Raw genomic sequence first — 20,012 nt, forward strand, 5'->3', positions numbered from 1 at the left:
GACGTCGTAGCTCAGGTTCGAGCCCGCCGTCAGCGCCTGCGTGGCCGCCTTGCTGTTGTCCAGCACATAGGTCCAGGTGCCGGTGACCGGGTCCTGGGTAAAGGTACCGTAACTGTTCAGCGCGGCGACCGCCGCTCCGTTGTCATGCCCGCTCGCGCTCCACCCCACGAACACCGCCGGGGTGTCCGCCCCGCCAGCGTCGTTGCTCAGCACGTTGCCATTCAGGCTGCCCGCCACATCCTCGGTCAGGGTCCCCCCTGCGTCATTGGCGGCCGTCGGCACGTCGTCGAGTATCACCACATCCAGGCTGGCGCTGGTGCTGTCGCCATCGCTATCTGTCAGTACAACATTGAAACTCTCGGTCAGAGCCGTGTCATTGGCAGGCTGGTTGTGGGTCTCGTTATCGCTCAGGGTGTAGCTGTAAGTCACCGTGCCGGCGCCTGTCACCGGGTTGTAGCTGATACCTGTCACCAGCAACTGATTGCCCAGAGGGCTTGGGATCCCCTGCGGGAAACTGGTGATGACCTGGCCGTTACTGATCAGTACCACGCCACCCAGAGCCAGGCTCTGGATACCATCTGCCGCATTGAAGGTGAAGATACCACTCTTGGTCAGGTTCGCAGTATCCGGGCTGCTGCCATCTGCCAGTGCAGCTTCATTCAGGACAATCTCACCACCGTCTACTTGCAACCCTTCCAGGGAAACGGGTTCATCCACGGGAGTAATGGTAACCGTCAGTATGGAGACATCCGTATCGGCACCATCGGTCACAACGTAGTTGACCGGAGGCACTGATCCTGAGTAGTTCGGGGCCGGCGTAAAGGTATAGGAGCCATCGGCATTGATGATGAGGGTGCCTATCCCGTCCAATGAACTCTCGACGCCAGCCGAAATACCGGTGTTGCTGCCCCAGCTATAAGAGACAATTGACGCATCGAGCGGGCCATCCGAGTTGCTGCTGTTGGTCAGCAGGTTGCCACTGATGGCTTGGTCTTCCAGGGTGACGGCAGACTCATCCAGATCATCAAGATCATTCTCGGGCAGGAGATCGTCTTCCTGAAGCACATTCTGCTCAGGCAAGGTGTCATAGCTGGTATCGAATCCGGCAGCGGCAATGGTTGCATCACCAATACGATCGATGACGACAAAGCCGCCGTTGCCGCTGGCTCCCGCGACCCCGCCGATGCCACCGCCGCCACCCGCTGCAGGTGCCCCGCCGGCTGCCGCAGCCTCAAAGTTTTGAGTCGGGTCGACCCCTTGCAAGATGGATTGTTGCAAGGCCGCAATTTCAGGCGACACCTCTGGCGAGCCAGCTTGACGATTGGCGACCGATGAGGAGGGTTGTCCATCGGCGGGAATATCCGGGCCAGCAGGGGCTGCATCGGCCGGAGCCGGGCTGTCATCGTAGGGTGCCAACATCAATTTGGCATCGTCGGCAATATTGAGTCTGGCTCCTGGCTGCAATATCTCGCCAGGCTGGAGAGGACGGCTGCTGCCATCGGCAAGCAGGATCTGAACATTGCCTTCTACGGAAGAGACGACGACGGTTTTGTCGATGATTTGGGTGCGCATATCCATTGCTCCAGGGTGACAGATCTTGATGCCTACACTCTAGATGCGCGTCCATCAGGCTTCAGTTGCAAAAATGTACAATATTGAATCTGTTTGGCTTCATCCGATGCAGCGAATCGAATGAATTTTTTTTACACAGGTAAATCAATAAACTAACAACACATTTTTCAGACCTTCTGCATACTCATCGAACAAAAGCTCCTCCGTATATTCTAAATAGATATAAAAAAAGGGCCCTTATTGGGGCCCGTTTCAGTATAGGGGGTATGACTCACGGCAGTGGGAATGCCGGATGAACGAAACCCTGATAACCGTCTATGTGCAGACGGGCCAGCATCTCAACCTGCTGTTGATCCTCCACTCGGGTGGCAATGGTCGTTACACCCGCATTGTGGGCCGCCCTGCAGACCGCGGCCAGGAAGGACGTATCCGCTCCCGGCTCCATGATCTGGCTGGTATAGCCATGATCAACCTTGACGTAGGCAGGGGCCAGCTCCTCCAGATACCCAAGGGACTGGAAGTGGCGACCATAGTGATCGACCCCCCACAGGAAGCCATGCTCTCGCAGCACATCGACCAAGTTGGTCACATGCTGCTTGTGTTTCATGATGGCGGCCTCTGGGATCTCGAACAGCAGTTTATCCTTCAACTCGCCGTTCACGGCCAGATAGCCTCTCAGCCAGGTCAGGAACTCATCCGAACAGAGTGATCCTGCGGTGATATTGACCGCCAATACCAGCTCGGATTGCTGCTTGAACAAGGGCAAGCAGGCCTCCAGTATGGTCTTGTCAAACTCGGCGCCCATCTGGAACTGCTCGATGGCAGGCAAGAACTGGCCAGCGAAGTAGTCGCTGCCATCTCGCGAGATGGCAGCGAACAGCTCGGCATGCAGGCGTGTGCCATCATCGAAGCGACAAGCAGGCTGTGCCTTGAAGCGCCACAGGTTTCTGGCCATTGCATCCTGCACCAGATCACGCCAGGCGAGACGGCCCATCAAACCTTGATCCGCTCCCCCTTCCATGACGACGGCACCCCGTCGCTCGTTGCGGGCCTTGCCCAGCGCATTGTCCGCCTTGGTCAACAGGGCAGAGAGATCATCATTGCCATCACGACCGGCGATCCCGACCACGGAGAGTGCACCGCTCTCACCCATAGGATTGACCACCAGATCGGCGATACGGCTATTGATCAGCTCCGCCAGATCCTTGAGTTGTGACAGTTCATCGGTAGGGCATAGCAAGGCGTATTCGGTAGCCGAAATCCGGGCCAGCGCCGCACCATCCCAGCCATCCAGCAACTCTCTGAGCACCTGGGCGATGGATTTGACCATGTTGTCCCGCGCGGCAAACCCTTCTTCACGATAGAGATCGTCCAGCATGTCGACGGCCACCAACATGACACCCCCCTGTCCCGCCTCGGCGATCCAGGCATTGACCTGCCCCACGAAGTAGGAACGGTTGCCAAGCCCGGAGACTGCATCCACATAGACGCGGGCGCGCAGATTTTCGGCTTCATCGGCCTGCTCCTTGAACTGCACCGCCAGCTTGCTCGAGAGGGTATTGATGGCCTGCACCACCTGTTTCAACTCGCGACTCTTGGGCTCGGGAATGGTGTGCCCGAAATGGTGAAGCTCTATCTCGACCGCCTGATCGCAAATGAGCTTGAGCGGTTTGAGCAGGTAGTTGAGTGCCCGCATCAGCAGTATGGTGGTGATCAGGAAGCCCACAAGGAACCAGGTCGCCAGCTCGCTCATCCCCTTCCAGAGCTCGTAGTAGGCCTGTCCCGGATGGCCCACGATCTTCAGCTTGCCCAGTTGCAACCAGCCCGACGTCAGAATGGATTCGTTGGATACCTCAGGGAAGAGGCCCAGCCCGATGAACCACTGCGGTACCCCTTGAATGTTGCTGCTGTTCTCGAGTTCGATGACATCCTTGGAAGCCAGCAGATCCAGGCGAACCAACCGATAGTAGCCACCGTCGAACACGGCCTTCATGACGGATTCGGCACTCACCTTGTCCCCGTTCTCCAGATAAGGTGTCAACGCCAGACCCAGGGCGGTAGAGGTGTTGATGACGGTAGTTTCCTGCTGCTGCGCCAGATAGTTGCGAGTCGAATTGAACTGTACCCAATAGGTGGCAGCAAACAGCAATCCGAACAGTAACAGCATGGTTGCCAATAGTTGTCTGTAGAGCGTCATAGGTTAATCATCCAAATTCACCACAGGCCGAGCCAATCGCCCTGAAGTCATGCGATTGCGTAAGTCAGTCCATAATCCCAAGCGGGATGATTGCCCGGCCAGTTCCCCTTGACCACGCGCCTTCATCAACCACAAGTGACTACCGTTAAAGCTGTAAATTGGCATCAGATCCGCCCGCTGATTGGCCGGGCGAATGGCGCCGACAATATTGTCCAGAATGAGAGGGACTGATGCGGGCGTTTCATAATAGGCAACAACCATATGAAACTGGTTATAATCCAATGCCTTGACATATACCATCCGCATTTTTTCATCCGGAATGCCAAGTTCAAGCAGCGTAAAGTACTTGGAAATGCTGAAGTCTTCACAATCTCCACCAGCCGCCCCCAAAAACTCCAGCGGGGTCGCCCAATAATCCTTCTTGTGCCACAGCTTGATGTCATCGATAAATTGCATCTGATTGAAAAACTGGTTCACCTTCTCCAGCTTCTGCCGCTCTGCCAGACCCGCAGTCCGGCTCTGAAGGGCCAGAGTGCGCCAGCTGGTGACTCGCTTGCCTGCACGAGGGCCATACGTCTCCTCCGCCCGCTTGACCAGCGTCAGATCTTCTGGTGACAAAGGCTGGCTGGCGCTGAGCAGCAGAGGGATCGACAACAGAACCAGCCACAGCAGGTGGAGCCGCCAACGTTGCACGGGGCGGATGGACCATGCTGACCAAAAGAGCCTGAAACTCCCAGCCTTGTACCACGATGTCACATGTTTCCCCTGCGGCATTCCATCGCAATCTTCAGTTGAAAACCAGATTCATAAAAGAATGACTGCAGCAAGCTGCAGCCATTTTTTCTGACTGAGATGGCATCAGCACAATAACCATCAGTTGTTGTTGGCCTGCCACTCGGCGGGCGGCTGGACATTCATGGCATTGAGCAGTCCCCCGGTGGCATTGAGGATACGGTAATCCGCTAACAGGGAATCATACTCGGCCGTGATGTAGCTGCGACGGGCCTCGAACAGTTCGTTTTCCGTGTTCAGCACGTCCAGCAAGGTCCGTTGTCCCAGACCAAACTGCTTCTTGTACGCCTGTACGGTGTCGTAGCTGGCGTCCACGTGCTCTTTCAGGAAGACCTTCTGCTTGGCCAGCGACTCCTTGGCATTCCAGGCGAGGCGGGTTCCCTCTTCCACCTGACGGAAGGCGTTCAGGTGAATATCTTTTGCCTGGGAATAGAGTGCCGAGGTGGCCTTGCTTTCTGCCAGATCGGAACCACCACGGAACAGGTTGTAACGCATCCGGACCATGGCGGTAAGATCGTCGTTACGCCCCTTGACCGCATCGATATCCTCGTTCCAGTTCTGATCCACCTCGAAGGCCACGTTCGGGTAGAACCCGGACTTGGATCCTTCATGCTGATACTTGGCTTCTTCGATGTCTTGCAGAGAGGACAACAGGGTCGGGTGAACCTCGGTAGCCGTCTTCAGTGCATCTTCCAGGGTGGCGGGGAGCAACTGGCTGTTGGGGGCCGGTAGCACCAGATCCTTGGGCACTTCGTTCACGACACGGATGAACTCGCTCTCGGCATCCCGGTAGTTGTTCTCTGCCGCAGCCTGGTTGGAGTAGGCCCGCGCAACACGCCCATCGATCTGGGTCTGGTCCGCCGTCGAACCAAGACCGGAATCGGTCCGTTTCTGGATGTCGCTACGGATCTGCTCGTGGGTTTCGAGGTTCTGCTTGGACAGTTCCAGGATCTCCTGCTGACGCAGCATGTTGAGGTACACCTCGGCCACACGCAGCGCCGTGTTCTCCGCCTCGGAGATCATGGCAAGACGCTGGGCCTGGGCGGCGGCATCGGTCCGTGCCACGTTGCTGCTGACATCGAAACCGTCAAACAGCATCTGGCGCAGGCTGATCCCGGCCTCCTTGCGGGTCATGGAATCATCGATCGTCTGCGAGTTGGCGCCCGCCGCACGGGTCGAGGGGCTGTCGGTCTTCTCGTAACCCACGCCGCCACGTAGATCGATGGTGGGATAGTAGCCGCCCTTGGCCCCATCATGCTGATACAGTCGTGCCTGATAGAGATCAAAAGCTTCCTTGATTTTCGGATGGGTAGCCAGTGACTGTGCCACTGACTGTTCCAGTGTTTGTGCCTGGCTCAGGCCCGGGAACAGTATGGTGCCACTAACCAGCATGGCAACAATCGTCTTCTTCATGGTATCTCCAGTCATGTTGTTTTTAGATTGTTGGCTTATCGTTCTCTCAGTGCCGACTGCTTAGCCCTCAAGATGGGTTTCAGCAAGTAGTCTAGGACACTCTTTTTACCAGTAATAATATCTGCACTGGCTAACATACCGGGGATGATGGGAAGTGCGTTAAGCTCATCGCCCAGATAACTCTTCTCGGTACGCACCCGAACCAGATAGAAGGAGTTGCCCTCCTCATCCTGGATCGAGTCGGCGCTTATCTGCTCAACCTTGCCATGTAAACCTCCATAAACAGTGAAATCATAAGCGGTTATCTTGACCACGGCCTCCAGCCCGGGTCGCAGGAACGCGATGTCCTTGGGTGATACCTTGGCTTCCACCAGCAGGGTATCCTCCAGCGGCACTATCTCCATCAGATCCATGCCAGGCTGAACAACCCCGCCCAGAGTATTGATCTTGAGCTTCTTGATGGTGCCCTTGAGAGGCGCAATCACGCTGGTGCGATCGACCCTGTCTCGCAGACCGACCTGGCCCTCTGACAACTGGCTCAGCTTACCCTGGCGTTCATTGAGCTCGGTCTGGGAGTCCGCTCTGAACTTCAAGGCGATATCATTGCGTTTGGAGATGGTTTCCCGCAGCACGGAGTTGAGTTTGGGGATGAGCAACCGGTTGGCTTCCAGCTCTCCCTGCATCTCGTTGACCTGTCGTTCCAGTTTGATTAGCTCCACTTGGGGAACTATACCCTCTTTTGCGAGAGGCCGACTGATGTTCAGCTCCTGACGGGCCAAATCCACGCTGCGGCTCACTGTCCTGATCTTGGCATTGAGCTCTATGGTCTCCTGCTCCTTCTGCTCGATCTGCTGACCGAGAATGTAGAGCTGATTGTTCAAATTGTTGAGCCGCTCGTCCTGTACCGACTTTTCACGGGCCACGTATTCCGCAAAGACATTCTCGAATCCTTCGGGGAAGACGATGGGCTGCTTGTCGATGACCACCTGCTCACGCCAGCCGAGGTTGGGTTCTCGCTTTACCACCACACTGCGGATCTCGGCACGCAGGCGGGCGATGTCGCCCTTGAGGATCACCAGCTCCTGTTCACGCTCGCGAAAGTCCGACTTGAAGCGGGTATCGTCGATGCGCAGCAGAGGCTGCCCCTTTTCGACTATGTCCCCCTCCTTGACGAAGATCTCTTTGACGATCCCCCCTTCCAGGTTCTGGATCACCTGCAACTGGCGAGATGGGATCACCTTGCCCTGGCCGATGGTGACTTCGTCAAGCTCGGCCCAGGCTGCCCAGACGATGGCGCTCATGAAAAACAGGAAACAGGCCCAGAGCAGCACCCTAGCGCGGGTTGGTGTGCTCAGCAAGACGGCGGCGGCACCATCATCGACATACTCGAGGTGCTCGGGAGCGGGCAACACCTTGTCTGATGCCGTTCTCTTGAACCAGTTGTTAGCCATTGGCCGTCTCCTGCACCCGCACCTTGCCTTCCTTCAGTTGTTGCAGCACCGCCTCTTTGGGGCCGTCAGCCACTATCTTCCCCTGTTCTACGACGATGACCCGGGAAGCCACATCCAGCATGGAGGTCTTGTGGGTGATGAGGATCAGGGTGGTTTCGGGCCCCAGCCTTGCCAGCTCCTGCTTCACATGCATCTCTGACTGGTTGTCCATGTTGGACGTGGGCTCATCCATCACCAGAATGGGCGGATCGTTGAGCAGGGCACGGGCCAGTAAAATGGCCTGACGCTGACCACCGGAGAGCTGGCGCCCCCCCTCTCCTATCTGCCTGTCCAGCCCATTGGGATCCCGATTGGTAAAGTTGGTGACACCGGCCCGCTTGGCGGCGCGAACGACCCGGGCATCGTCTACCAGCGGGTTGCCCAGCATGATGTTGTCTCGCACCGAGCCAAAGAACAGGGTCACATCCTGCGGCACACAGCCGATATTGCGGCGGATGGCGGCCGGCGGCAGTTGATCCAGCTCGAAGCCATCGAGGCGCACCAGACCATCAGTGGGTCGGTAGAGTCCCATCAACAGCTTCTCCAGGGTGGTCTTGCCCGCCCCTATCCGACCTATGATGGCGACTTTCTCCCCCGGCTCGATACGCAGGTTGATGTTGTGCAGGGTGCTGCTTTCCATGCCCGGGTACTTGAAAGAGACGTTCTCGAACTCGATACGCCCCTGGATGACAGGATGGTGGATGTACTGCCTGCCCTCCTCCTGCTCGCCCGGCGTCATCATGATCTTCTCCAGGATCTCCAAGGCAGACTTGGCCTGGTTGTAGCGGGTCGACAGCACGGAGAGCTGCACCATGGGTGCGATGGCGCGGCTGGACAGCATGACTGCAGCAATCATGCCTCCCATGGTCACCAGCCCTTCAGAAATCTGGTAGACCCCGACAATGACCAGTCCTACGGTCACCACCTGCTGGATGTAACTCGCCAGAGAGGACATGGAGTTGGTGATGCGTCGTGTTTGCACACCCCAGGTCGAAATGTGGGACACCGCCTGCTCCCAACGATGCTGGAACATGCTCTCTGCGCCGAATATCTTGACGGTCTCAAGGCCGGATATGCTCTCGATCAGGTTGGCGTTCTTCTGGGAAGCCAGGCGAGAGCCCTCCTCGATGGACTGCTTGAGGGGTGCCTGGATGTAGAAGCTGTAGGCCACCAGGATCAGCATGGCGACGATGGGCACCACCACCATGACACCGGCAAACAGCCAGATGATGAAGAGGAAGAACACCGCAAACGGCAGATCAATCAGGGTCGAGACAGTGGCGGAGGTGAAGAACTCCCGCACCGATTCAAACTCCTGCAGATGCTTGGCAAACGCCCCCGTCGAGGCCGGGCGGGATTCCATCTTCATCCCCATGACCTTGGCAAAGATCTTGGCCGACAGCAGCACGTCCGATTTCTTGCCGGCAATATCGATGAAGTAGCTGCGCAACTGGCGCATCACGAAATCGAAGGTGAACACTACCATGGCCCCCACCGCCAGCACCCAGAGGGAGTCGAATGCCAGGTTGGGGACTATCTTGTCGTAGACATTCATGGTGAACAGGGGGCTGGCCACCGCAAAGAGGTTGATGAGGATGGAGGCAATCAGCACATCGCGATAGATGCCGCGGGATTCAAACAACGTGCTCCAGAACCAGTGACCATCCCGGGTCTCCAGCACCTTGGGGGAGCGCTCATCGAACTTGAACTGCTTCTTGACGAAGAACAGCCGGCCATTGTATTCGTCGCCCAGCTGGGCGGTGCTGACCCATTGCGCCGCGTCACCGGCCTGGGGGAAGATGACCTTGGCCTGGCTCCTGTCCTTGCTCCATTCCAGCAGGATGCAGGCGCCGCCATGGCGCGTCTGCAAGACGCAGGGCAACAGCAGGGGGGATATCTGTTCGAGTGGCTGGATGACCTCACGGGCGGACAGACCGCCACGTTCGGCAGCGCGGCTGAAGAGTGCCGTGCTCAGACGGCCCGAGACCAGTGGCAAACCCGTTGTGAGGGCATCCTGGCTATTGGGCACACCATAGAAACGGGTCAAAAAGACCAGGCACTCCAGTAGCTCATCTATATGGCTGGTTTCTGCTTGCATAGCATCCTGTCAAAACATGATTCAGACGGTTGTCGCAGGGAGTACATCACCCGGAACCCGGTGGCGACCTGTGAACGCAGAGCAGCTTCCATCATCGCGAACCGACAACCCAATTAGCGCACTGAGCAGTGACATCGAATATCATCGCCAGACTCGCACATCGTCAAGCCGGAACGAAAGGAGCCAAGCACGTCATTTAATAACGGCAAGGGAGACGAGATATCCTGCCGGGTACATTAATTACTAAAGAGTTATTGATAACAATGTCTTTTTCAAGCCGACCATCTTATCAAGGCGACTTGAACGAAACTATACTGCAAAGACTGAATTTCATCTAATAACCCTCTGTTTTTTTAATGAAATTAGAGTCGTCACTGATGAGCACAAGCGAGTGAGAAGGGTCGGCCCAACGCACTCCCCTGTGGGCCGGTTCGAGCCAGCTCAGTGGCAATTTCAGCCATGGCGGTCCAGCGATTCTCGCACCAGGCAGGCGCCAGCAGGGTCGGACGGCGTGCCGACGCCGAGATCCTGTGATAAACCACTTCGGGCGGAGTCTGCTGGATCATGGCAACCGCCGCTTCGACATATTGCTCCAGGCTCAAGACGTCGAGCCGCCCCGCCTGCCACGCCTTGCCAAGGATGCTCCCCTCCACCACATGGAGCGGATGCAGCTTGATCCCCTCGACCCCGGTCGCAACGATGCGATGCAGAGTATTGAGACTGTCCATCGGCACCTCACCGGGCAAACCGACAATCAGATGGGCACAGACCTTGATGCCCCTTGCGTGGGCCCGGCTAACCGCGTCTTCATAGGCGGCGTAGCCGTGACCCCGGTTGATCCGTTGCAATGTCTTGTCGTTGGCGCTCTGCAGCCCCAACTCCAGCCATACCTCGTAGCCACGGGCCTGATACCCCGCCAGCAGATCCAGCACAGCATCCGGCACACAGTCTGGCCTGGTGCCCACGCAGAGCCCCACCATGTCGCTGACCGACAGCGCCTCCTCATACATGCGTTGCAGGTACTCCACCTCGGCATAGGTGCTGGTATAGGCCTGAAAGTAGGCGAGATAACGCTTGGCACGGGTCACTTCGTCCCGGCGGGCCAGCAATTGCTGCACCACCGAGAGCTGCTGGGCCGACTCGTCGGCAAAAGAGGAAACATTGCAGAAGGTGCAGCCACCGCGGCCCAGAGTGCCATCCCGGTTAGGACAGGTGAAGGCGCCGTGGATGGAGAGTTTGTGGATCTTCTGACCGTGGCGCTGCTTTAGATCCTGGCCGAATGTATTGATGAGTTCGTGTAACTGCATGACACCTCCAATATGAGCTGTCATTGTACTGGCACGGGCCCCACGTCAGACTGAGCTGGATCAAGCTGTCCCGCCGCCAAAAATCATATAAATATTCACATTGCGTGCGATAAATACCCACAGACAGGATTTTAAGGTTACTTTTGGAAACCACAGGCCTCATACAAAGAGGGAAAACGGAAGCAATTCATCCCCTCTAACCGGCTGTTAGTACTGAAAAAATCTCCCATAGCCCGCATACAAATAAATGCAAGATGCAGGATCCTGAAATGTGATCCCCGCCCACCCCTGACGGAATGGATTGGTAAAATTACTACAGTTCAGTGACGCGAAGCAGTCAACCACCAAACCCTCCATTACTAGCCCAATAAACTTTAAAAAATAAAATAAATAGTTTTTTATATAGATAAAATCGAATTGTATCTCTGAAACCCGCATTTTGTTATGGCAGTGTAACATTGCAAACAAGCGGGATGTCCAATTGACCTTGCTCGAAAATCCCATTAGTTTGGAGATTCGCCACCTCAGGCGGACGGAACCACAAGAGCCAATCGCAATTTATGCAATCTGTTGATGACAGTGCGATGGAAGGCCGAGCAAGGGAGAAATGCAATGTCACTATATGATCCAAAGCTGGAGAGGGATAACTGTGGCTTCGGCCTGTTGGCCCACATGGAAGGGGAAGCCAGCCACAAGCTTGTCCGTCTCGCGATGTCAGCCTTGGCTCGCATGCAGCACCGCGGCGGCATCTCCGCCGACGGCAAGACCGGCGACGGCTGCGGCCTGTTGCTGCAAAAACCCGACAGCTTCTATCGCGCTGTCGCCGAAGAGAAGGGATGGCACCTGGGCCGCAACTATGCGGTGGGCATGCTGTTCCTCAACCCGGATCCCGTATTGGCCCAGCAGACCCGCGACATCATCGACGAGGAGCTGGAAAGAGAGACCCTGAGTCTGGTCGGATGGCGCAAGGTGCCCATCGATACCAATGTGCTCGGTCCCATCGCCAAGGCCTCCCTGCCCAGCATCGAACAGGTCTTTGTCAACGCGCCGCCAGGCTGGGTCGACAAGGATCTCGAGCGCCGCCTCTACATCGTGCGCCGCCGTATCGAGAAACGCATCAGCGATGACTATTTCTATGTGGTCAGCCTCTCCAACCTGGTCACCGTCTATAAAGGACTGTGCATGCCGGTGGATTTGCCGCGTTTCTATCTGGATCTCGCCGACATCCGCATGCAGGCAGCCATCTGCGTGTTCCACCAGCGTTTCTCCACCAACACCAGCCCGCGCTGGCCGCTGGCGCAGCCATTCCGCTACCTCGCCCACAACGGCGAGATCAACACCATCGCTGGCAACCGCCAGTGGGCCAAGGCGCGCAGCTACAAGTTCGCCACTCCGCTGATCCCGGATCTGCAAGAGGCCGCCCCCTTCGTCAACACCACAGGGTCGGATTCCTCCAGCCTCGACAACATGCTGGATCTCTTCCTGGCAGGTGGTATGGACCTGTTCCGCGCCATGCGCCTGCTGATCCCGCCTGCATGGCAGAAGCACCCGAACATGGATGACGACCTGCGCGCCTTCTATGACTTCAACTCCATGCACATGGAGCCCTGGGACGGCCCGGCCGGCATCGTCATGACCGACGGCCGCTACGCCACTTGCGCCCTGGACCGCAACGGCCTGCGCCCAGCCCGTTACGTCATCACCAAGGACAAGTTCATCACGCTGGCCTCCGAAGTGGGTACCTGGGACTACACCCCGGACGAAGTGCTGGAGAAGGGCCGGGTCGGCCCGGGCGAGCTGTTCGTGGTGGATACCAGCAACGGCAAGATCTGGACCAGCTTCGAGATCGATGACGATCTCAAGAGCCGCCACACCTACAAGCAGTGGATGGACAAGCACTGCAAGCGACTGGTGCCGTTCGAGCAGATGGATGACGCCAGCACAGGTGCGCGCGAGTTCCCGGACGATCAGCTAAAGACCTATCAGAAGCTGTTCGGCTACTCCTATGAGGAGCTGGATCAAATCATCCGCGTGCTCGGCGAGAATGGCCAGGAGGCGGTGGGCTCCATGGGGGATGACACCCCGATGGCGGTGCTCTCCTCCAGCCAGCGTACCCTGTACGACTACTTCCGCCAGATGTTCGCCCAGGTGACCAACCCGCCCATCGACCCGCTGCGGGAAAACCACGTCATGTCGCTGGCCACCTGTATCGGCCGCGAGCAGAACGTATTCAACGAGACCTTCGGCCACGCCCACCGGGTGCTGTTCCAGTCGCCTATCCTGCTCTACTCCGACTTCCACCAGCTGCTGGCACTGGAAGGGGAGCACTACCGCCACGCGGTGCTGAGCCTCAACTATCTGCCCGAAGAGGGGCTGCAGGGGGCGCTCGAGCGCCTCTGCAACGAGGCGGCCGACAAGGCGCGCAATGGCACAGTGCTGCTGGTGCTGTCGGACCGGGACATCAGTGCCGACACCCTGCCCATCCCGGCCGCCATGGCGGTGGGGGCGGTGCAGCGCACCCTGGTGGACAACAACCTGCGTTGTGACGCCAACATCCTGGTGGAAACCGCGAGCGTGCGCGACCCGCACCACTTCGCCGTGCTGCTGGGCTTTGGCGCCACCGCCATCTACCCCTATCTCGCCTACGAGACCCTGGCCAAACAGGTCGAGGAAGGGGTGCTGAAGATGAGCCTGCGCCAGGCCATGCTCAACTACCGCAACGGCATCAACAAGGGCCTCTACAAGGTGATGTCCAAGATGGGTATCAGCACTGTGGCCAGCTACCGCTGCTCCCAGTTGTTCGAAGCCGTGGGGCTGTCCAGCTCCGTGGTCGAACTCTGCTTCCGCGGCGTATCGAGCCGCATTCAGGGAGCCGACTTCACCGACATCCAGCAGGATCAGGTCAATCTGGCGCGCCAGGCCTGGCTCGGCCGCAAGCCCTTGACCCAGGGTGGTCTCTTGAAATTCGTCCACGGCGGCGAGTACCACACCTACAACCCGGATGTGGTGCAGACCCTGCAGGTGGCGGTGCGCTCCGGCAACTACAGCGATTACAAGGAGTACGCCCGCCTGGTGAACGAGCGCCCGGTCGCCACCTTGCGCGATCTGCTCGTCCTCAAGCAGGGAACGACCCCTGTTGCACTGGAGCAGGTTGAGCCTGCGGCCAAGCTGTTCCCCCGCTTCGACTCCGCAGCCATGTCCATCGGCGCCCTCGGCCCCGAGGCCCACGAGGCGCTGGCGGTGGCCATGAACCGCCTCGGCGGTCAGAGCAACTCGGGCGAAGGCGGTGAGGATCCCAAGCGCTTTGGCACCGAGAAGAATTCGCGCATCAAGCAGGTGGCGTCGGGGCGCTTTGGTGTCACCCCCCACTACCTGATGAACGCCGACGTAGTACAGATCAAGGTGGCTCAGGGCGCCAAGCCCGGCGAAGGTGGCCAGCTGCCCGGTGACAAGGTGACGGCCCAGATAGCCAAACTGCGCTACTCGGTGCCAGGCGTGACCCTGATCTCCCCGCCGCCCCACCACGACATCTACTCCATCGAGGATCTGGCCCAGCTCATCTTCGACATCAAGCAGATCAACCCGGACTGCCTGGTGTCGGTCAAGCTGGTCTCCGAGCCCGGCGTCGGCACCATCGCCTGCGGCGTGGCCAAGGCCTACGCGGACTTCATCACCGTCTCTGGCTATGACGGCGGTACCGGCGCCAGCCCGCTGAGCTCGGTCAAGTATGCCGGCTCCCCCTGGGAGCTGGGGCTGGCCGAAACCCAGCAGGCCCTGGTGGCCAACGGCCTGCGCCACAAGGTGCGCCTGCAGGTGGATGGCGGTCTCAAGACCGGTTTGGACATCATCAAGGCGGCCATCCTCGGCGCCGAGAGCTTTGGTTTTGGCACCGGCCCCATGGTGGCGCTCGGCTGTAAATACCTGCGTATTTGCCACCTGAACAACTGCGCCACCGGCGTCGCGACCCAGGATGAGAAGCTGCGTCGCGAGCACTTCACCGGCCTGCCGGAAATGGTGATGAACTACTTCAAGTTCATCGCAGAAGAGACCCGCGAGCTGATGGCCGAGCTCGGCGTCACCCAGCTCACCGACCTCATCGGTCGTACCGATCTGCTGGAAGCCCTGCCCGGCCTCACCGCCCGTCAGGCCAAGCTGGACTTGTCCGGCATTCTGGCAAGCCCGGTGGCACCGGCAGGCTCCAGCCTGTTCAGCCAGCAGCACAACCCCACCTTCGACAAGGGGCCGCTGAACCTCAAGATGGTGGACGACCTGCTGGAGGCGGTAGAAAACATGAGCGGTGGCGAATTCCGCTACGACATCCGCAACACCGACCGCTCCGTGGGGGCGCGCCTGTCCGGCGAGATAGTCAAACGTCACGGCAACCAGGGCATGGCCGCCGATCCGGTGCGGGTGCACTTCAACGGCACCGCAGGCCAGAGCTTCGGCGTCTGGAACGCGGGTGGCCTCGAGATGATCCTCACCGGGGATGCCAACGACTACGTGGGCAAGGGGATGACTGGCGGCAAGCTGGTGGTCAAACCCCATGTCGGCGTGGCGTTCAAGTCCCACGAGGCGGCCATCATCGGCAACACCTGCCTCTACGGTGCCACCGGCGGCAAACTTTATGCAGCGGGCACCGCGGGCGAGCGCTTCGCGGTGCGCAACTCAGGGGCGCTGGCGGTAGTCGAGGGGATTGGCGACAACGGCTGTGAGTACATGACCGGCGGCATCGTCACCGTGCTCGGTACCACCGGTGTCAACTTCGCGGCTGGCATGACTGGGGGCTTTGCCTACGTGCTCGACGAGTGCGGCAACTTCGCCAAGCGTACCAACCCCGAGCTGGTAGAACTGCTAGACGTGGCGGACCTTGCCATCCATCAGGAGCACCTGCGCGGCATCATCACGGCGCACCTCAATGAGACAGGCAGCTCGCGCGCCGAGGAGATCCTGGCCAACTTCGACTCCTATGTGCCCAAGTTCAGGCTGATCAAGCCCAAGTCCAGCGACGTCAAGTCCCTGCTTGGTCACACCAGCCGTTCCAGTGCAGAACTCAGAATCCAGGCGCAATAAGGAGGGAACCCTATGAGCCAGAACGTATTCCAGTTTATCGATGTCCAGCGGGTCGACCCGCCCAAGAAGCCGCTCAAGATCCGCAAGATCCAGTTCGTGGAGATCTACGAGCCCTTCAACCAGGCCCAGGTCGGCATGCAGGCGGATCGCTGCCTCGACTGCGGCAACCCCTATTGCGAGTGGAAGTGCCCGGTGCACAACTACATCCCCAACTGGCTGAAGCTGGCCAACGAGGGGCGCATCCTGGAGGCGGTGGAGCTCTCCCACCAGACCAACAGCCTGCCAGAAGTGTGTGGCCGCGTCTGCCCGCAAGACAGACTCTGTGAGGGTGCCTGCACCCTCAACGACAGATTCGGCGCCGTGACCATAGGCAACATCGAAAAATACATCACCGACAAGGCGTTCGAGATGGGCTGGCGCCCGGATCTCTCCAAGGTGGTGAAGACCGGCAAGCGGGTTGCCGTCATCGGTGCGGGCCCGGCGGGCCTCGCCTGTGCCGATGTGCTGGCGCGAAATGGCGTCACCCCTGTGGTGTTCGACAAGTACCCGGAGATCGGCGGTCTGCTGACCTTCGGCATCCCCTCCTTCAAGCTGGAAAAAGAGGTGATGCAGCGTCGTCGCGAGATCTTCGAGGGCATGGGGGTGGAGTTCCGTCTCGAGACCGAAGTGGGTCGTGACGTTACCTTCGCAGACTTGCTCGGCGAGTTCGATGCGGTCTTCCTCGGGGTCGGCACCTACAAGTACATGAAGGGCGGCTTCGAGAACGAGACGGCTCCCGGCGTGTACGACGCCCTGCCCTACCTCATCTCCAACGCCAACCGGCTGCTGGGTTTCGAGAAGACCCAGGCCGATTACATCGACTTCGCCGGCAAGCAGGTGGTGGTGCTCGGCGGTGGCGATACCGCCATGGACTGCGTGCGTACCGCCATCCGTCAGGGGGCCGACCGGGTGATCTGCGCCTACCGCCGCGATGCCGAGAACATGCCGGGCTCCAAGCGAGAGGTGAAGAACGCCCAGGAGGAAGGGGTGGAATTCATGTTCAACCTGCAACCGGTGGGCGTCGAGCTGGACGCCCAGGGCCGCACCTGCGGCATCAAGGTGGTGAGCACCGAGCTTGGCGCCCCCGATGCCAACGGCCGTCGCAATCCGGTGGTGATCGAGGGTTCCGAGCAGGTGCTGGCCGCCGATGCGGTGGTGATGGCGTTTGGCTTCCAGCCCAACCCCCAGCCCTGGATGGCGGAACACGGCATCGAGCTCGACAACCGGGATCGCATCAAGGCTCCCGAGCAGGCCGAGCATGCCTTCCAGACCAGCAACCCCAAGGTGTTCGCCGGTGGCGACGCAGTGCGCGGCTCGGATCTGGTGGTGACCGCCATCTACGAGGGCCGCAAGGCCGCCGAAGGGATCATGGACTACCTGGCCGTGTAAACTGCCGGTTAAGGTCTCAAGCAAACAGCCCCGCCAATGCGGGGCTGTTCTTTTATGCCTCACCCAGGGTGACAGCCCCTAGCGCCTCACAGCCAAAAACTCCCCCTTGCCCACCGGTACCAGGGCGGTCAGGAAGGCCGGATCCTGCGCCACTTCTGCCATCCAGTCGTTCATCTCCTCCCGGTGGGAGATGGCGTTGTCCACCACCAGCAGGCCGCGAGGGGCAAGCAAGCGTTGGATCTCGGGCCACCAGGCCTGGTAGTGCCGGCGATCGGAGTCGAGGAAGATAAGCTGATAAGCGGCCGCTGGCAGGGTGGGCAGCAGCGTGCCTGCCTCGCCTGCCAACTGCTCAATCCAGGGTTCGAGCCCCGCACGCTGGAAGTTATGCGCTGCCAGCACCAGCTTGCCCTCGTCCCGCTCTATGGTGGTGACCCTGCCACCCAGCCTCTTGACCGCCTCGGCCAGCCAGAGGGTGGAGTAGCCGTTGGAGGTGCCGATCTCCAACACGGCGGTGGCCCCCCTCGTCTGCACCAGCAGCGCCAGCAGCTCGCCGGTATCCCGAGTGATGTTGAGCATCTTGTGGCCGCGAGCCTGCTGCTCGCCGTCATTGTGTGCGCCAAAGCGCTCCAGCTCCCGTTTGAGTTGTTCCAGTTCCATGTTTCCTCCTTGAAAGTCATCCAGACTGACCCGGCACTGCCCATGGCCTGCGCGGTTCAATCGGTGACGGGGGGCAGATCCCCCAGCAAATAACGGGGGCCGCAGCCCCCTGAGACGGCTTGGTCCTGCGGGTTGTAGAGAGCGCAGTGCTCCAGCGACAGACAGCCACAGCCGATGCAGGCAGTGAGCTTGCGCTTCATCAGTTGCAGGGCGGCTATGCGGCTGTCCAGCAGCGTTTGCCACTGGCCGGCGATCCGGCGTGCGACCATCGGGTAACCCCTGAAGGGCCCCCGCTATCTCGTCGAGGGTGAGGCCCATCCCTTGCGCCACCCGGATAAAGGCGATGCGGCGCAGCACATCCTGGGGGTAGAGACGCCGGCCGCCTTCGCTACGCAGGCTCTGGATCAGCCCCTTCTGCTCGTAGAAGCGCAGGGCGCTGGCGTTCACGCCGGCACGTTTGGCTATCTGACCTATGGCCAGCCATTTGCGATCCATCTTCGTCCTTGATCTCAAGTTAACTTCAACTTGCATAATCCTGTCTCCCCCGACAAAAGGAGTCAAACGCTAATGGATCATCTCTACCCCCTGCTCGATGCCAACCAGTCCTTCGCCCTCAATGGTCGCGGCACCACTAACCACTGTCCCATGGCGCTGCATGCCCTGCACGAGATGGGGGCCAACCCCCGGCAGTTGCAGCGCTTCTTTACCCACTGGCAGACCACTCAAGCCCTGCCCGCCGGGGTGGGCAACCAGGGTGAAGAGGAGGAGACCCGGTTCGTGGTACTGCGCCAGCAACTGCTGACCCGATTCGCCGAAGAGGGTTGGCTGCCATGCTTCGAAGAGCTGCTGGTGCAGCGTTTCTCCCCGGCAGGCGGGGCATTTCACCCCCTCATCCGCTTCGCCTGCGCGCTGGAAAACGGCCACTTGGGGGAACAGGCGGCAGCGCTGGCCGCCTGGCAGTGCAAGGCCCTGATCCTGCCAACGGGGACGGGCGCCCCCTGCCGGGACGTCACCGGCCTGCTGGCGGGGTTAGCGGCCCATTGGGAGGGATCGCGCTGGCAGGGAGAGTGGATCACCGCACGCCTGCGGCAGGTGGCAACCGATCCCCGCTGGCCGGAGTCGCTGCCGCGCAGCCTCGATGATGGGGAAGATGTGCTGGCACAGCTGGCCGAGGCCGCTCTGCCCCTCTACTGGCAGACCGGTAACTTCACCGTCTTGCATATGGTGACCGGCAGCCGGGCCGCCGCCATCGTCGCCCGTCACCTGCCGGATGAGCTGAAGGACGCCTGGCAGAGCCTGATGTGGCAGGCGGTGGCCGCCGCCTACATCACAGTCGGGGCTCCAAGGTTGCAGGCCCAGCGCTGGCCGGATACGACCGGGCTGGATTGGGCGCAGGTGTTGCCGCGGGCAATCGAGAGCCTGGATGACCATGTGATCAAGCTGGTGCACTGTTGCTGGCGGGAGCGAGCGCACTCACCCCATTATCTGGCGGTCGCCGCCCGCGCGGTGGGGTTGCTGGACGCGGCGTCTCACCCTCAACGCCCCTAAGGCGCTACTACCCGGATAAAATCGATGGCGGGACAGCTTGGCACCAGCCCCCGGGTCAGCGCCAGCGGCTGGACACGGTAGCTGAGCCGGTAGCTGCCCGGCTGCGACAGATCGTAGGCCTGCGCCAGATCTGCATCGGCATGGCTCTGCTCCCCCGGTCCCAGCAGGAGGAAGTCGCCATCACCGGGCGCGCCACGCTTGGCAAGCGGTCCCCGGTAAGGCAACGGCTTGCCATCTCGGGTGAGGTCGATGGCATCGGCAAACCACCCCTCGAAGGGGGTGAACCAGGTCAATACCTCGAGTGGCCCCTCCCCCTTGTTGGTCAAGGTCATCACCAGGGGCAGTGGCTCGTTCACCCCGCTCTCGGCGCTGACCGACAGTTCGCACTGCAAGGGGGCAAGTGCCAGGGTGGTGAGCAGGAGTGTCATCATGGTGCCTCC

At 59.8% G+C, this 20,012-nt stretch carries 12 protein-coding genes and 1 pseudogene; 3 read left to right on the forward strand and 10 right to left on the reverse strand.

The features are described from left to right. The 7 genes from PG898_RS08105 to PG898_RS08135 form a co-directional block, all read right to left on the reverse strand. Nucleotides 1–1,572, reverse strand: a 1,572-nt coding sequence (locus PG898_RS08105; RefSeq protein ID WP_270823835.1) for a retention module-containing protein, incomplete at its 3' end; no start/stop codon positions are given. A 271-nt stretch (nucleotides 1,573–1,843) separates the two neighbouring features. Then, nucleotides 1,844–3,769, reverse strand: coding sequence for an EAL domain-containing protein (locus PG898_RS08110; RefSeq protein WP_270823834.1), 1,926 nt, complete (start codon nucleotides 3,767–3,769; stop codon nucleotides 1,844–1,846). 3 nt (nucleotides 3,770–3,772) lie between these two features. After that, nucleotides 3,773–4,543 carry a transglutaminase-like cysteine peptidase gene (locus PG898_RS08115; protein WP_420885093.1) on the reverse strand — a complete coding sequence of 257 codons (771 nt, stop codon included), beginning with the start codon at nucleotides 4,541–4,543 and terminating at the stop codon, nucleotides 3,773–3,775. Nucleotides 4,544–4,642: 99 nt separating this feature from the next. After that, a complete protein-coding gene (locus tag PG898_RS08120; RefSeq protein WP_005328118.1) occupies nucleotides 4,643–5,974 on the reverse strand; it encodes a TolC family outer membrane protein in 1,332 nt (443 codons plus the stop codon). A 35-nt stretch (nucleotides 5,975–6,009) separates the two neighbouring features. Further along, nucleotides 6,010–7,425, reverse strand: coding sequence for an HlyD family type I secretion periplasmic adaptor subunit (locus tag PG898_RS08125; RefSeq protein WP_041205981.1), 1,416 nt, complete (start codon nucleotides 7,423–7,425; stop codon nucleotides 6,010–6,012). Beyond that, a complete protein-coding gene (locus PG898_RS08130) occupies nucleotides 7,418–9,562 on the reverse strand; it encodes a type I secretion system permease/ATPase (RefSeq protein WP_218409100.1) in 2,145 nt (714 codons plus the stop codon). The genes PG898_RS08125 and PG898_RS08130 overlap by 8 nt, the downstream gene beginning before the upstream one ends. Nucleotides 9,563–9,933: 371 nt before the next feature. After that, nucleotides 9,934–10,869, reverse strand: coding sequence for a TIGR01212 family radical SAM protein (locus tag PG898_RS08135; RefSeq protein WP_270823833.1), 936 nt, complete (start codon nucleotides 10,867–10,869; stop codon nucleotides 9,934–9,936). A gap of 612 nt (nucleotides 10,870–11,481) precedes the next feature. Between PG898_RS08135 and gltB the strand changes: the two genes are divergently transcribed. Together gltB and PG898_RS08145 are read left to right on the forward strand one after the other, a co-directional pair. Then, the gene (gene gltB, locus PG898_RS08140; RefSeq protein WP_270823832.1) at nucleotides 11,482–15,939 is read left to right on the forward strand and encodes a glutamate synthase large subunit; all 4,458 of its coding nucleotides are present in this window, start codon (nucleotides 11,482–11,484) and stop codon (nucleotides 15,937–15,939) included. Nucleotides 15,940–15,951: 12 nt separating this feature from the next. Beyond that, nucleotides 15,952–17,367 (forward strand): FAD-dependent oxidoreductase, encoded by a 1,416-nt coding sequence (locus PG898_RS08145; RefSeq protein WP_270823831.1) that lies wholly within the window; start codon nucleotides 15,952–15,954, stop codon nucleotides 17,365–17,367. A 78-nt stretch (nucleotides 17,368–17,445) separates the two neighbouring features. On the opposite strand, the gene PG898_RS08150 is transcribed toward PG898_RS08145, so the two are convergent. Both PG898_RS08150 and soxR read right to left on the reverse strand, forming a co-directional pair. Further along, entirely contained in the window at nucleotides 17,446–18,024 is a 579-nt protein-coding gene (locus PG898_RS08150) for an O-methyltransferase (protein WP_270823841.1), read from the reverse strand. A 56-nt stretch (nucleotides 18,025–18,080) separates the two neighbouring features. Further along, nucleotides 18,081–18,519, reverse strand: a pseudogene (soxR, locus tag PG898_RS21225) (redox-sensitive transcriptional activator SoxR). Nucleotides 18,520–18,591: 72 nt separating this feature from the next. On the opposite strand from soxR, the gene PG898_RS08165 reads away from it, so the two are divergent. Next, entirely contained in the window at nucleotides 18,592–19,572 is a 981-nt protein-coding gene (locus tag PG898_RS08165; protein ID WP_270823830.1) for a questin oxidase family protein, read from the forward strand. Here PG898_RS08165 and PG898_RS08170 read toward each other — a convergent pair. Then, nucleotides 19,569–20,003 carry a protease gene (locus PG898_RS08170; RefSeq protein WP_218409105.1) on the reverse strand — a complete coding sequence of 145 codons (435 nt, stop codon included), beginning with the start codon at nucleotides 20,001–20,003 and terminating at the stop codon, nucleotides 19,569–19,571. The genes PG898_RS08165 and PG898_RS08170 overlap by 4 nt on opposite strands. Nucleotides 20,004–20,012 lie beyond the last annotated feature (9 nt).

Origin of the sequence: Aeromonas sp. QDB31, from assembly GCF_027707605.1 — a bacterium.
GTDB classification, from domain to species: Bacteria; Pseudomonadota; Gammaproteobacteria; order Enterobacterales; family Aeromonadaceae; genus Aeromonas; species Aeromonas media.